This is a genomic window from Janibacter terrae (assembly GCF_039636765.1).
Taxonomy (GTDB): Bacteria; Actinomycetota; Actinomycetes; order Actinomycetales; family Dermatophilaceae; genus Janibacter; species Janibacter terrae.
On sequence record NZ_CP144167.1, the window covers coordinates 1,120,815 to 1,134,138 of the forward strand.

Here is a 13,324-nt window from a genome sequence, read left to right on the forward strand (position 1 = left end):
CGCGCCGTCGATCGAAGTGTGAAGTGAGGAAACAGGTCATGTCCGAGCAGGCCGGGACCCCCGAGCCCCAGGAGACCGAGACCGAGGGCACCTCGAGCATCGTCGCCGCCGAGCAGGCCGAGCGCGCTGCCCAGCCGCCGGCCGACCTCCCTTCGGCCCAGGACGTCGACGACGCCCGCGCCGCCGACGAGGCCCTCGAGGAGGCCGCCTCCGAGGAGGTTGAGGACGACGGAGCCGAGGCAGGCACCGCTGAGCACGACACCGCCGGCGTCGACGAGGACGGTGACGTGCTCCCCGAGGAGGCCGCCGACCCCGTGCAGGCCTTCAAGGACGACCTCGCCTCGAAGTTCGGTGACTGGTACGTCATCCACACCTATGCGGGCTACGAGAACCGTGTGAAGCACAACCTCGAGACGCGTGTCGCCAACCTCGACATGGAGGACTACATCTTCGAGGTGGCCGTCACGATCGACGAGGTCACCGAGATCAAGTCCGGCCAGAAGAAGGTGCGCAAGCAGCCGCGCATGCCCGGCTACGTCCTGGTGCGCATGGACCTGACGGACGAGTCCTGGGGCGCCGTCCGGCACACCCCGGGCGTCACCGGCTTCGTCGGCAACGCGCACGACCCCGTGCCGCTGAGCCTCGACGAGGTCTTCACCATGATCAAGCCCGCCGACCTCGACAAGCCCGCCGCGCCCAGCGCGGGCGGCGCCCCCTCCCACGACGGGCTCACCCCCGCCACCGCGGTGGACGTCGACTTCGAGATCGGCGAGTCGGTCACCGTCATGGACGGCCCCTTCGAGACCATGCCCGCGACGATCTCCGAGATCCTCCCGGAGAGCCAGAAGCTCAAGGTCCTCGTCTCCATCTTCGGCCGGGAGACCCCGGTCGAGCTCGGCTTCCACCAGGTCGCCAAGCTGTAAGGGACGTGCGGGAGCGACCTGCTCCCGTACGTCGTGCAACCGGGTCATCGCCCACGGCGTGGGCCCACAACACGAAAGCAGGAACACCGCATGCCTCCCAAGAAGAAGGTCTCCGGCTACATCAAGCTGCAGATCCAGGCGGGTGCCGCCACCCCGGCCCCGCCCGTCGGCCCGGCCCTCGGTCAGCACGGCGTCAACATCATGGAGTTCGTCAAGGCGTACAACGACGCCACGGCGGACATGCGCGGCAACGTCGTGCCGGTCGAGATCACGGTCTACGAAGACCGCTCCTTCACCTTCATCACGAAGACGCCGCCGGCCGCCGAGCTGATCAAGAAGGCCGCGGGCGTCAAGAAGGCCTCGGGCGAGCCGCACAAGGTCAAGGTCGCCTCCCTGACCGCCGACCAGGTCCGCGAGATCGCAGAGACCAAGATGCCCGACCTCAACGCCAACGACATCGACGCCGCGATGAAGATCATCGCCGGCACCGCCCGTCAGATGGGCATCGAGACCCCGGGCGTCTGACGCCCGACCCCGTGGGAGGGCCAGCGCTGGCCCGGACCACACCTCCACCACCATCCAAGGAGCAGCACATGAAGCGCAGCAAGAGCTACCGCGCCGCGGCCGAGAAGATCGACCGCGACGTCGCCTACGGCCCTCTCGAGGCGGTCCGCCTCGCCAAGGAGAGCGCCAAGACGTCCTACGACGAGACCGTCGAGGTCGTCTTCCGTCTCGGCATCGACCCGCGCAAGGCCGACCAGATGGTCCGCGGCACGGTCAACCTGCCGCACGGCACGGGCAAGACCGCCCGCGTCCTCGTCTTCGCCAACGGTGACAAGGCCGACGCCGCCCGCGAGGCCGGCGCCGACTACGTCGGGTCCGACGACATGCTCGAGAAGGTCCAGGGCGGCTGGATGGACTTCGACGCCGTCGTCGCCACCCCGGACCTCATGGGCAAGGTCGGTCGTCTCGGCAAGGTCCTCGGTCCCCGCGGCCTCATGCCGAACCCGAAGACCGGCACGGTCACGATGGACACGGCCAAGGCCGTGACCGACATCAAGGGCGGCAAGATCGAGTTCCGCAACGACAAGCACGCCAACCTGCACTTCATCATCGGCAAGGCGAGCTTCGACGAGACCAAGCTGGTGGAGAACTACCAGAGCGCGCTCGAGGAGATCCTGCGCCTCAAGCCCTCCGCCTCCAAGGGCCGCTACATCACCAAGGCCGTGCTCAGCACGACCATGGGCCCGGGCATCCTGATCGACAGCTCGCGGACCAAGAACCTGCTCGAGGAGGCCGCCCCGGTGGCCGCCGACGAGGTTCCCGCCGGCGAGTGATCCACTGCCCCGGCGAGAGCGAAGGGGGCCGCTTCCCGACAGGGGGGCGGCCCCCTTCGTCGTCGATTTGGCCGGTGCCCCGCCCTGCCGTACGCTGATCCACGACCATTGACCGTCGGTTGCCGCCCTCTGGGTGGCTGAAGGTTCCGCGAGAGCGGGCGACCCACGCAGGCCACCCGATTGCTGCACACCTCGGTGTGCGTGGAGTCCCGTGCCTGCGCCGGGGCTCCTTTTCTCGTTCCGGGCCCCGACGGCACCACACGAGAAGGGAGGCCCGCATGGCGACTGCCGAGAAGAACGCCGCCATCGCCGAGATGGCGGACAAGCTCCGCACCTCGAGCGCGGCGGTTCTCACGGAGTACCGCGGTCTGACCGTGGCCCAGCTCGCCGAGCTGCGCAACAACCTCCGTGGCAACGCCACCTACTCCGTGGTGAAGAACACGCTGGCCGAGCGCGCTGCCAAGGAGGCGGGCGTCGAGTCCGCCTTCGAGGGTCAGCTCGTCGGCCCGAACGCGATCGTCTTCGTCGAGGGTGACCCCGTCGAGGCGGCCAAGGGCCTGCGTGACTTCGCCAAGGACAACCCCCTCCTGGTGATCAAGGGTGGGCTCCTCGACGGGAACCCGCTCACGCCGGAGGACATCGAGAAGCTCGCGAAGCTTGAGTCGCGCGAGGTTCTCCTGGGCAAGCTTGCTGGGGCCATGAAGGCCAAGCTCACCCAGGCCGCATACCTCTTCAACGCGCCGCTGTCGCAGACCGCTCGGGTCGTCGACGCGCTGCGCGCGAAGGTGGAGGAGCAGGGTCCGGTCTCGACCGACGCTGCTGCGGACACCGAGGAGCCGGCTGCGGCCGACGCCTCCACCGAGACCACCCCCGAGGGTGGCGACGAGGCCTGAGGCATCCGCCTCGAGCCACAGCACATCCCCGCCACTCACGGCACAGACGTTTGACAAGAAAGGACGCCCATCATGGCGAAGCTCAGCACCGACGAGCTCCTTGAGGCCTTCAAGGAGATGACCCTCATCGAGCTCTCCGAGTTCGTGAAGCAGTTCGAGGAGACCTTCGAGGTCACCGCCGCCGCCCCGGTCGCCGTCGCGGGTGCCGCCCCGGCCGCCGCCGGTGGCGACGCTGGTGCCGAGGCCGAGGAGCAGGACGAGTTCGACGTCATCCTCACCGCGGCCGGCGACAAGAAGATCCAGGTCATCAAGGAGGTCCGCGCGCTCACGAGCCTCGGCCTCAAGGAGGCCAAGGACCTCGTCGACGGCGCCCCCAAGCCCGTCCTGGAGAAGGTCGACAAGGAGGCCGCCGAGAAGGCCAAGGAGGCCCTCGAGGGCGCCGGCGCCTCCGTCGAGCTCAAGTGATCTCGGCCCGTCACTGACGGGCACTGATCTGCGCGAAGGGCGGGTCGCACCTCACGGTGCGGCCCGCCCTTCGCGCTGCCCCGGCGCCTACAGCAGCGGACGCCAGGGGGAGAGGACGCCCTCGGAGACCCGGGCGATGAGCGGCCTGCGGACCCACTCGGCGAGCGTGAGCTCGGTGCAGTTGCCCGAGTCCAGCTCGAAGATCTCCTCCATCCGCCGGGCGACGTCGGCGTCGAGGATCTCCATGTTGACCTCGTAGTTGCCGGCGAGGCTCAGCCGGTCGATGTTGGCGGTGCCGATCGTCGACCAGATCCCGTCGATGGTCGCGGTCTTGGCGTGCACCATCGCGTTCTCGAAGCGCAGCAGCCGCACCCCGCCCCGCAGCAGGCGCTCGTAGGTGACCCGGCTCAGCCAGTCGGCGACGATGTGGTTGCTGAAGTGCGGGACGATCACGCGCACGTCGACCCCGCGCCCGGCCGCCTGCACGAGGCTGCGGACGAAGGCGTCGTCGGGGATGAGGTAGGCGGTCGTGAGCCAGACCCGCGTGTCGGCGCGGTCGATCGCCTCGAGGTACATGTTGCGGATCGGGTAGACCATGTCGGTCGGCAGGTTGCGGTGGACCCGCATCTCCCGGCTCCACGTGCGGCGGGCCGGCTGGGGGAGCGGGGGCCTGCCGTCGTAGTTGTTCCAGTAGTCGACGAAGGCGTTCTCGAGCTCGACGACCATGTCGCCCGAGAAGCGGGCGTGCGTGTCGCGCCAGCGGTTGGCGTAGTCCTGACCGATGTTGTAGCCGCCGACGTAGGCGGCGGTCCGGTCGACCACGAGCAGCTTGCGGTGGTTGCGGCCCCAGTGGCTGGGGAAGAAGAACTTCGCGCCCCCGGTCATGAGCGGGTGGCGCTTGACGTGGATGCCCTCGGGCAGGTCCCTGTAGAACGCTGGTGGGACGACGAGGTTGGCGAAGGCGTCGAAGACGACGTAGACCTCGACGCCCCGCGCGTGGGCGTCGACCAGCGCCTGGCGGAAGCGGCGCCCGACGGCGTCGTCCTTCCAGATGTAGGTCTCGAAGAGGACACGGGTGCTCGCCGCCTCGATGTCCGCCAGCATGTCCTCGAAGAGGTTCTCCCCGAAGGTGTAGATGCGCACCTCACCGCCGTCGACGGGCACCGGGTCACCGTGGCGGTGGGGGAACTCGTGGTCGGGGCGGTCCTTGCGCCGGGCGCTGTCGAAGACGAGCAGGCCTGCGACAGTGGCGACCTGGGTGCCCAGGGTGGCCAGCGCGGCCCGTCGGACGACGCGCCGCACGTGCTGGCGCCGGCGACGTCGGCGAGTGGCGCGGAGCTCCATGGGCCCCACCCTAGGGCGAGGCCGAAGGGGGTGCCCCCCGCCCTCGTCCGCGGCGCGCCGCGGGTCGGCGCTGCGCGACCCGCCGGGACGAGTCTTGACGTCGCTCGCTTCGTCGTCCATCCTCATGGCGTCGAATGATTCGGTCGCCCCGCCACCGCGGGTGTGTGGCCGATGACCACCGTCGCGCCGTCGGCTCGCTCGGGTTGGACACACGTGTGTTGATGCGTCTATGCTGTCGCTTTGCGCTGACTTGTTCCTGTCGTGCTGTCGTCGGGTCGCTCCAATCCCCTCACCGCTGAGGTGTGTCGAGCCCCTGGCGGGACGCGCGCACAGGATGCCCGAGCGCGCCGCCCGACTCTCAAGGCCCGTGGAAGGATCCATCCTTGGCTGCCTCGCGCACCGCTTCCCCGATGTCCACCGCACGGACGGCCAGTGGCCGTCTGTCCTTCGCCAAGATCCGCGAGCCCCTCGAGGTCCCCGACCTCCTGGCACTGCAGACCGAGAGCTTTGACTGGCTCCTCGGCAACGAAAAGTGGCAGGAGCGCGTCGCGGAGGCCCTCGACGCCGGCCGTCGTGACGTCCCGGAGCACCCGGGTCTGGAGGAGATCTTCGAGGAGATCTCCCCGATCGAGGACTTCTCCGGCTCGATGAGCCTCTCCTTCCGGGAGAGCCGCTTCGAGGAGCCGAAGTACTCCGTCGACGAGTGCAAGGAGCGCGACCAGACCTACTCCGCGCCCCTCTTCGTCACCGCCGAGTTCATGAACGCCGAGACCGGGGAGATCAAGAGCCAGACGGTCTTCATGGGCGACTTCCCGCTCATGACCGAGCGTGGCACCTTCATCATCAACGGCACCGAGCGCGTCGTCGTCTCGCAGCTCGTGCGCAGCCCCGGCGTCTACTTCGAGCGCACGGCCGACAAGACGTCCGACAAGGACATCTACTCGTCCAAGATCATCCCGAGCCGTGGTGCCTGGCTCGAGTTCGAGGTCGACAAGCGCGACATGGTCGGCGTGCGCGTCGACCGCAAGCGCAAGCAGTCCGTCACGGTCCTGCTCAAGGCCCTCGGCATGACCTCCGCCGAGATCCTCGAGGAGTTCGGTGACTACGAGTCCATGCGCGCCACCCTCGAGAAGGACACGGTCGAGGACCAGGACGCCGCGCTGCTCGACATCTACCGCAAGCTGCGCCCCGGCGAGCCGCCGACCCGTGAGGCCGCGCAGAACCTGCTCGACAACCTGTACTTCAACCCCAAGCGCTACGACCTGGCCAAGGTCGGTCGCTACAAGGTCAACCGCAAGCTCGGTCTCGAGGCCGAGCTGCGCTCCTCCGTGCTCACGCTCGAGGACATCGTCGCGACGCTCAAGTACCTCGTCGCGCTGCACGCCGACCAGGCGACCCTGCCGGGCACGCGTGACGGCGAGGCCATCGAGGTCCCCGTCGAGACCGACGACATCGACCACTTCGGCAACCGTCGCGTCCGCAGCGTCGGGGAGCTGATCCAGAACCAGGTCCGTACCGGTCTCTCCCGCATGGAGCGCGTCGTCCGCGAGCGCATGACCACGCAGGACGTCGAGGCCATCACGCCGCAGACCCTGATCAACATCCGGCCGGTCGTCGCCTCCATCAAGGAGTTCTTCGGCACCAGCCAGCTGTCGCAGTTCATGGACCAGAACAACCCGCTGTCGGGTCTGACGCACAAGCGTCGCCTGAACGCGCTGGGCCCGGGCGGTATCTCCCGTGACCGCGCGCAGATGGAGGTCCGTGACGTCCACCCGTCGCACTACGGCCGCATGTGCCCGATCGAGACCCCTGAGGGTCCCAACATCGGTCTGATCGGCTCGCTCGCCAGCTACGGGCGGATCAACGCCTTCGGCTTCATCGAGACCCCCTACCGCAAGGTCGTCGACGGCCGCGTCACGGACGAGATCGTCTACATCTCCGCGGACGAGGAGGACAAGGTCGTCGTCGCGCAGGCCAACGCGGTGCTGCTCGACGACGGCAACTTCGCCGAGGAGCGGGTGCTCGCGCGCACCAAGGGTGGCGAGGTCGACCAGATCCCGGCCGAGGACGTCGACTTCATGGACGTCTCGCCGCGGCAGATGGTCTCCGCCGCCACCGCGATGATCCCCTTCCTCGAGCACGACGACGCCAACCGCGCGCTCATGGGCGCCAACATGCAGCGTCAGGCCGTGCCGCTCGTGCAGTCCGAGGCCCCCTACGTGGGCACCGGCATGGAGCACCGCGCCGCGCTCGACTCCGGTGACGTGGTCCGTGCGCTCAAGGCCGGCGTCGTCACGGAGGTCTCCGCGGACCTCGTGACGGTCACGCAGGACGAGGGTGGCTCGCACACCTACAAGATGATGAAGTTCTCCCGGTCCAACCAGGGCAACAGCTACAACCAGCGCGTCATGGTCACCGAGGGTGACCGCGTCGAGGCCGGCCAGCTGATCGCCGACGGTCCGGCGACCGACGGTGGGGAGATGGCCCTGGGCCGCAACCTCCTCGTCGCCTTCATGCCGTGGGAGGGCTACAACTACGAGGACGCGATCATCCTCAGCCAGCGTCTGGTGCAGGACGACGTCCTCTCCTCGATCCACATCGAGGAGCACGAGGTCGACGCCCGTGACACCAAGCTCGGCCCGGAGGAGATCACCCGGGACATCCCCAACGTCTCCGAGGACGTCCTCGCCGACCTGGACGAGCGCGGCATCATCCGCATCGGTGCCGAGGTCCGCGACGGCGACCTGCTCGTCGGCAAGGTCACGCCCAAGGGCGAGACCGAGCTGACCCCGGAAGAGCGCCTGCTGCGCGCCATCTTCGGCGAGAAGGCCCGTGAGGTCCGCGACACGTCGATGAAGGTCCCGCACGGCGAGACCGGCACGGTCATCGCGGTCAAGGTCTTCGACAAGGACGAGGGCGACGAGCTGCCCCCGGGCGTCAACCAGCTCGTCCGCGTCTACGTGGCCAACAAGCGCAAGATCACCGACGGTGACAAGCTCGCCGGCCGCCACGGCAACAAGGGCGTCATCTCCAAGATCCTCCCGGTCGAGGACATGCCCTTCCTCGAGGACGGCACGCCGGTCGACGTCGTGCTCAACCCGCTCGGTGTCCCCGGTCGCATGAACATCGGGCAGATCATGGAGCTGCACCTCGGGTGGGCCGCCAGCCGCGGCTGGGACATCGAGGGCTCGCCCGAGTGGGCCCAGATGATCCCCGACGACGCGCGCCAGGCCCCGGCCGACACGCGTGTCGCCAGCCCCGTCTTCGACGGTGCCCGCGAGGAGGAGATCGCCGGTCTGCTCGACTCGACGACCCCGACCCGCGACGGTGTTCGCTTGATCGACAGCAGCGGCAAGGCGCAGCTCTTCGACGGCCGCACCGGCGACCCCTACCCGGCCCCGACCTCCGTCGGGTACATGTACATCCTCAAGCTGCACCACCTCGTGGACGACAAGATCCACGCGCGCAGCACGGGGCCGTACTCGATGATCACCCAGCAGCCGCTCGGTGGTAAGGCCCAGTTCGGCGGCCAGCGCTTCGGCGAGATGGAGGTGTGGGCCCTCGAGGCCTACGGCGCCTCCTACGCGCTCCAGGAGCTGCTGACGATCAAGTCCGACGACGTCACCGGTCGCGTCAAGGTCTACGAGGCCATCGTCAAGGGCGACAACATCCCGGAACCCGGTATCCCGGAGTCCTTCAAGGTGCTCATCAAGGAGATGCAGAGCCTCTGCCTCAACGTGGAGGTCCTCAACTCCGAGGGCGGCACCATCGAGATGCGCGACAACGAGGACGACGTCTTCCGCGCGGCCGAGGAGCTCGGCATCGACCTGTCCCGGCGCGAGCCGAGCAGCGTCGAGGAGGTCTGACCCTCCGGGGGGTCCACGGCCCAGCGGGCCATGGACCCCTCGGACCCCCTCGACAGCCCGCACGGTCACCCTCACGGTGACCCAGGGCCACAGAACTTATCGAGTCATCCTCGACAACGAGAGAAGGAAGCACGAAGTGCTGGACGTCAACTTCTTCGACGAGCTGCGCATCGGTCTGGCCTCCGCGGAGGACATCCGTAACTGGAGCCACGGCGAGGTCAAGAAGCCCGAGACCATCAACTACCGCACCCTCAAGCCTGAGAAGGAGGGCCTCTTCTGCGAACGGATCTTCGGTCCGACGCGGGACTGGGAGTGCTCCTGCGGCAAGTACAAGCGGGTCCGCTTCAAGGGCATCATCTGCGAGCGCTGCGGCGTCGAGGTCACTCGCGCCGGCGTGCGTCGTGAGCGGATGGGCCACATCGAGCTCGCCGCCCCCGTCACCCACATCTGGTACTTCAAGGGCGTCCCCTCGCGCCTGGGGTACCTGCTCGACCTGGCCCCGAAGGACCTCGAGAAGGTCATCTACTTCGCGGCCTACATGATCACGAGCGTCGACGTGGACCAGCGCCACACCGACCTGCCCTCGCTCGAGGCCCAGATCGAGGCCGAGAAGAAGGAGCTCGAGAACCGCCGCGACGCGGACGTCGAGACCCGCGCGCAGAAGCTCGAGAAGGACATCGCCGAGCTCGAGGCCGAGGGCGCCAAGTCCGACGCCAAGCGCAAGGTCCGCGACTCCGCCGAGCGCGAGATGAACCAGATCCGCAAGCGTGCCGACCAGCAGGTCGAGCGCCTCTCCCAGGTCTGGGACCGGTTCAAGAACCTCAAGGTCCAGGACCTCGAGGGCGACGAGGTCCTCTACCGCGAGATGCGCGACCGCTTCGGTCTGTACTTCGAGGGCGGCATGGGTGCCGCGGCGATCCAGAAGCGTCTGGAGACCTTCGACCTCGAGGCCGAGTCCGACAAGCTGCGCGAGATCATCGCCACCGGCAAGGGGCAGAAGAAGACCCGTGCGCTCAAGCGCCTCAAGGTCGTCACCGCCTTCCTCACCACCGACAACAAGCCCGCGGGCATGGTCCTGGATGCCGTCCCGGTCATCCCCCCGGACCTGCGCCCGATGGTCCAGCTCGACGGTGGCCGGTTCGCCACGTCCGACCTGAACGACCTGTACCGCCGGGTCATCAACCGCAACAACCGCCTCAAGCGCCTGCTCGACCTCGGTGCGCCCGAGATCATCGTCAACAACGAGAAGCGGATGCTGCAGGAGGCCGTCGACAACCTCTTCGACAACGGTCGTCGTGGTCGCGCGGTCACCGGCCCGGGCAACCGGCCGCTGAAGTCCCTGTCCGACATGCTCAAGGGCAAGCAGGGTCGCTTCCGTCAGAACCTCCTCGGCAAGCGCGTCGACTACTCCGGCCGTTCGGTCATCGTCGTCGGCCCGCAGCTGAAGCTGCACCAGTGCGGTCTGCCGAAGGCCATGGCGCTCGAGCTCTTCAAGCCCTTCGTCATGAAGCGGCTCGTGGACCTCGACCACGCCCAGAACATCAAGTCGGCCAAGCGCATGGTCGAGCGGCACCGTTCCGTGGTCTGGGACGTCCTCGAAGAGGTCATCACCGAGCACCCGGTCCTGCTCAACCGCGCGCCCACGCTGCACCGTCTGGGCATCCAGGCCTTCGAGCCGCAGCTCATCGAGGGCAAGGCCATCCAGATCCACCCGCTCGTCTGCACCGCCTTCAACGCGGACTTCGACGGTGACCAGATGGCCGTCCACCTCCCGCTGAGCGCCGAGGCGCAGGCCGAGGCCCGGATCCTGATGCTCTCGAGCAACAACATCCTCAAGCCGGCCGACGGTCGACCCGTCACGATGCCGACCCAGGACATGATCATCGGGCTCTTCCACCTCACCTCCGAGGTGGACCTGGAGACCGAGCACCCTCGCGCCTTCTCCTCGACGGCCGAGGCCCGCATGGCCTACGACGCCGGGGCGATCAAGATCGGCACGCCGATCCGGGTCCGCCTGCACGACATCGTCCCCACGGCCGGTCAGCTCCCCGAGGGCGCCGAGACCGACGAGCAGGGTCGCGTCACCAGCTGGACCGCGGAGACCACCCTCGGCCGCGCCCTGTTCAACGGGACGCTGCCGGAGGACTACCCCTTCGTCAACGAGCCGGTGGACCGCAAGCGCCTGTCGACGATCGTCAACGACCTCGCCGAGCGCTACACCAAGGTGCAGGTCGCGGCCTCCCTGGACGCCCTCAAGGAGGCCGGCTTCCACTGGGCCTCCCGCTCGGGCACCACGGTCGCGCTGTCCGACGTCGTCACGCCGCCGCGCAAGCCCGAGATCCTCGCGGCCTACGAGGAGAAGGCGACCAAGGTCCAGAAGCAGTACGAGCGCGGTCTGATCACCGACGACGAGCGTCGCCAGGAGCAGATCGAGATCTGGACCCAGGCCACCAACGAGGTCTCCGCAGAGATGCAGGAGAACTTCCCGAAGGACAACCCGATCTACCGGATGGTCTCCTCGGGTGCCCGTGGTAACTGGTTCCAGCTGCGTCAGATCGCCGGTATGCGCGGCCTCATGGCCAACCCGAAGGGCGAGATCATCCCGCGCCCGATCCGCACGAACTTCCGTGAGGGTCTGTCCGTCGTCGAGTTCTTCATCTCGACGCACGGTGCGCGCAAGGGACTGGCCGACACCGCCCTTCGTACCGCCGACTCCGGGTACCTCACCCGTCGTCTCGTCGACGTCTCCCAGGACGTCATCGTCCGCGAGGACGACTGCGGGACCGAGCGCGGCCTGACGATGCCGATCGCGCAGTTCGACGAGCTCACCGGCACCCGTCGCCTCCACGACGACGTCGAGTTCACCGTCTACGCGCGCTGCGTCGCCAGTGACGTGGAGCACGAGGGCCAGGTCCTGGCGCCGGCCGGGTCCGACCTCGGTGACGTCGTCATCGACCGCCTCTACAAGGCGGGTGTCGACGAGGTCAAGATCCGCTCGGTCCTCACCTGCGAGTCCAAGGTCGGTACGTGCGCCAAGTGCTACGGCCGCAGCCTGGCCACCGGCCAGCTCGTCGACATCGGCGAGGCCGTCGGCATCATCGCGGCCCAGTCGATCGGTGAGCCCGGCACCCAGCTGACGATGCGGACCTTCCACACCGGTGGTGTGGCAGGTGACGACATCACGCAGGGTCTGCCGCGTGTCGTCGAGCTCTTCGAGGCGCGCACCCCCAAGGGTGTGGCCCCGATCGCCGAGGCCGACGGCAAGGTCACGATCGAGGAGACCGACAAGGGTCGTCGTCTCCTGCTCGTCGCGGACCGCGACGGCGAGGAGCACGCCTACCCCGTGAGCAAGCGTTCACGCCTGCTCATCGAGGACGGTCAGCGCGTCGAGGTCGGCACCCAGCTCGTCCAGGGCGCCATCGACCCGAAGCAGGTCCTGCGCATCCTGGGCCCGCGCCAGGCGCAGAAGCACCTGGTCGACGAGGTGCAGAACGTCTACCGCCAGCAGGGTGTGTCGATCCACGACAAGCACATCGAGGTCATCGTCCGGCAGATGCTGCGCCGGATCACGATCCTCGAGTCGGGGGACACCGGTCTGCTCCCAGGCATGCTCGCCGAGCGGGGTCGCTTCGAGACCGAGAATCGTCGCGTCGTCTCCGAGGGCGGGCGCCCGGCCTCGGGTCGTCCGGAGCTCATGGGGATCACCAAGGCCTCGCTGGCCACGGACTCCTGGCTCTCCGCCGCCTCCTTCCAGGAGACGACCCGCGTCCTCACCGAGGCCGCGATGGAGGGTCGCTCCGACCCGCTGCTGGGTCTGAAGGAGAACGTCATCCTCGGCAAGCTCATCCCCGCCGGTACGGGCCTGCCCCGCTACCGCAACGTGGACGTCGAGCCCACCGAGGAGGCCAAGGCGGCGATGTACTCGCTGCCCAGCTACGACGAGTACGCCTACCCGGTCTTCGGTCCCGGTTCGGGCGAGGCGATCCGCCTCGACGACCTCGACCTGGACGTCTGAGTCGACGCACCTCCCACGAAGGGCGTCCCACCGCGGTCGCGGTGGGACCCCCTTCGTCGTGGGGCTGTCGGGACGGGTGGGGCTGCGATGCCCGGATCTGGCGGAAAATCAAGGGAAACACGCCGTAGGGCAAGTCGACGAGGCCCGCGTTTTCGTGGTTGATTGGTCTCTGTTCGATTCACGAACTTCAAGGATGGAGATCCACATGAACAAGTCTGAGCTCGCCAGCGCCGTCGCCGAGAAGGCGGGCGTGTCCGCCTCCGCGGCGTCCGAGGTCATCACCGCCCTCCAGGCGGTCCTGTCCGAGTCCGTCGGCAAGGGCGAGAAGGTCACCGTCCCCGGCTTCTTCAGCCTCGAGCGCGTCGAGCGCGCCGAGCGCAAGGGTCGCAACCCGCAGACCGGTGCCGAGATGACGATCCCCGGTGGCTACGCCGCCAAGCTCACCGCCGGCAGCGCCCTCAAGGCCGCCGCGAAGGGCTGA

9 protein-coding genes are annotated in these 13,324 nt (G+C 68.2%); 8 read left to right on the plus strand and 1 reads right to left on the minus strand.

Going from position 1 to position 13,324, the window contains the following annotated elements; genetic code table 11:
- The first annotated feature begins 38 nt into the window (after positions 1-38).
- The 5 genes from nusG to rplL all read left to right on the plus strand — a co-directional run bounded on the left by nusG (position 39) and on the right by rplL (position 3,618).
- Positions 39-923: a transcription termination/antitermination protein NusG gene (nusG, locus tag V3C34_RS05650; protein WP_338538655.1), complete on the plus strand. Its 885-nt coding sequence runs from the start codon at positions 39-41 to the stop codon at positions 921-923.
- 90 nt (positions 924-1,013) lie between these two features.
- Positions 1,014-1,448 carry a 50S ribosomal protein L11 gene (rplK, locus tag V3C34_RS05655; RefSeq protein WP_068326103.1) on the plus strand — a complete coding sequence of 145 codons (435 nt, stop codon included), beginning with the start codon at positions 1,014-1,016 and terminating at the stop codon, positions 1,446-1,448.
- A gap of 68 nt (positions 1,449-1,516) precedes the next feature.
- Positions 1,517-2,260: a 50S ribosomal protein L1 gene (gene rplA / locus V3C34_RS05660; RefSeq protein WP_068326100.1), complete on the plus strand. Its 744-nt coding sequence runs from the start codon at positions 1,517-1,519 to the stop codon at positions 2,258-2,260.
- A gap of 278 nt (positions 2,261-2,538) precedes the next feature.
- A complete protein-coding gene (rplJ, locus tag V3C34_RS05665; protein WP_068326097.1) occupies positions 2,539-3,153 on the plus strand; it encodes a 50S ribosomal protein L10 in 615 nt (204 codons plus the stop codon).
- Positions 3,154-3,225: 72 nt separating this feature from the next.
- A complete protein-coding gene (gene rplL / locus V3C34_RS05670; RefSeq protein WP_338538654.1) occupies positions 3,226-3,618 on the plus strand; it encodes a 50S ribosomal protein L7/L12 in 393 nt (130 codons plus the stop codon).
- Positions 3,619-3,705: 87 nt separating this feature from the next.
- On the opposite strand, the gene V3C34_RS05675 is transcribed toward rplL, so the two are convergent.
- Positions 3,706-4,962: a phospholipase D-like domain-containing protein gene (locus tag V3C34_RS05675; RefSeq protein WP_068326085.1), complete on the minus strand. Its 1,257-nt coding sequence runs from the start codon at positions 4,960-4,962 to the stop codon at positions 3,706-3,708.
- Between the two features lie 383 nt (positions 4,963-5,345).
- Between V3C34_RS05675 and rpoB the strand changes: the two genes are divergently transcribed.
- The 3 genes from rpoB (at position 5,346) to V3C34_RS05690 (ending at position 13,324) form a co-directional block, all read left to right on the plus strand.
- Positions 5,346-8,828, plus strand: coding sequence for a DNA-directed RNA polymerase subunit beta (gene rpoB, locus V3C34_RS05680; protein ID WP_338538653.1), 3,483 nt, complete (start codon positions 5,346-5,348; stop codon positions 8,826-8,828).
- 136 nt (positions 8,829-8,964) lie between these two features.
- Positions 8,965-12,843 (plus strand): DNA-directed RNA polymerase subunit beta', encoded by a 3,879-nt coding sequence (locus tag V3C34_RS05685; protein ID WP_338538652.1) that lies wholly within the window; start codon positions 8,965-8,967, stop codon positions 12,841-12,843.
- Between the two features lie 205 nt (positions 12,844-13,048).
- On the plus strand, positions 13,049-13,324 hold the full coding sequence (locus V3C34_RS05690; protein WP_169701955.1) for an HU family DNA-binding protein: 276 nt from the start codon (positions 13,049-13,051) through the stop codon (positions 13,322-13,324).

Bases quoted from the DNA above. Each gene is read 5' to 3' on its own strand.
- rplL (WP_338538654.1), top strand. From the start codon at position 3,226: ATGGCGAAGCTCAGCACCGACGAGCTCCTTGAGGCCTTCAAGGAGATG.
- rplA (WP_068326100.1), top strand. From the start codon at position 1,517: ATGAAGCGCAGCAAGAGCTACCGCGCCGCGGCCGAGAAGATCGACCGC.
- rplJ (WP_068326097.1), top strand. From the start codon at position 2,539: ATGGCGACTGCCGAGAAGAACGCCGCCATCGCCGAGATGGCGGACAAG.
- rplK (WP_068326103.1), top strand. From the start codon at position 1,014: ATGCCTCCCAAGAAGAAGGTCTCCGGCTACATCAAGCTGCAGATCCAG.
- V3C34_RS05675 (WP_068326085.1), bottom strand. From the start codon at position 4,962: ATGGAGCTCCGCGCCACTCGCCGACGTCGCCGGCGCCAGCACGTGCGG.
- V3C34_RS05690 (WP_169701955.1), top strand. From the start codon at position 13,049: ATGAACAAGTCTGAGCTCGCCAGCGCCGTCGCCGAGAAGGCGGGCGTG.
- nusG (WP_338538655.1), top strand. From the start codon at position 39: ATGTCCGAGCAGGCCGGGACCCCCGAGCCCCAGGAGACCGAGACCGAG.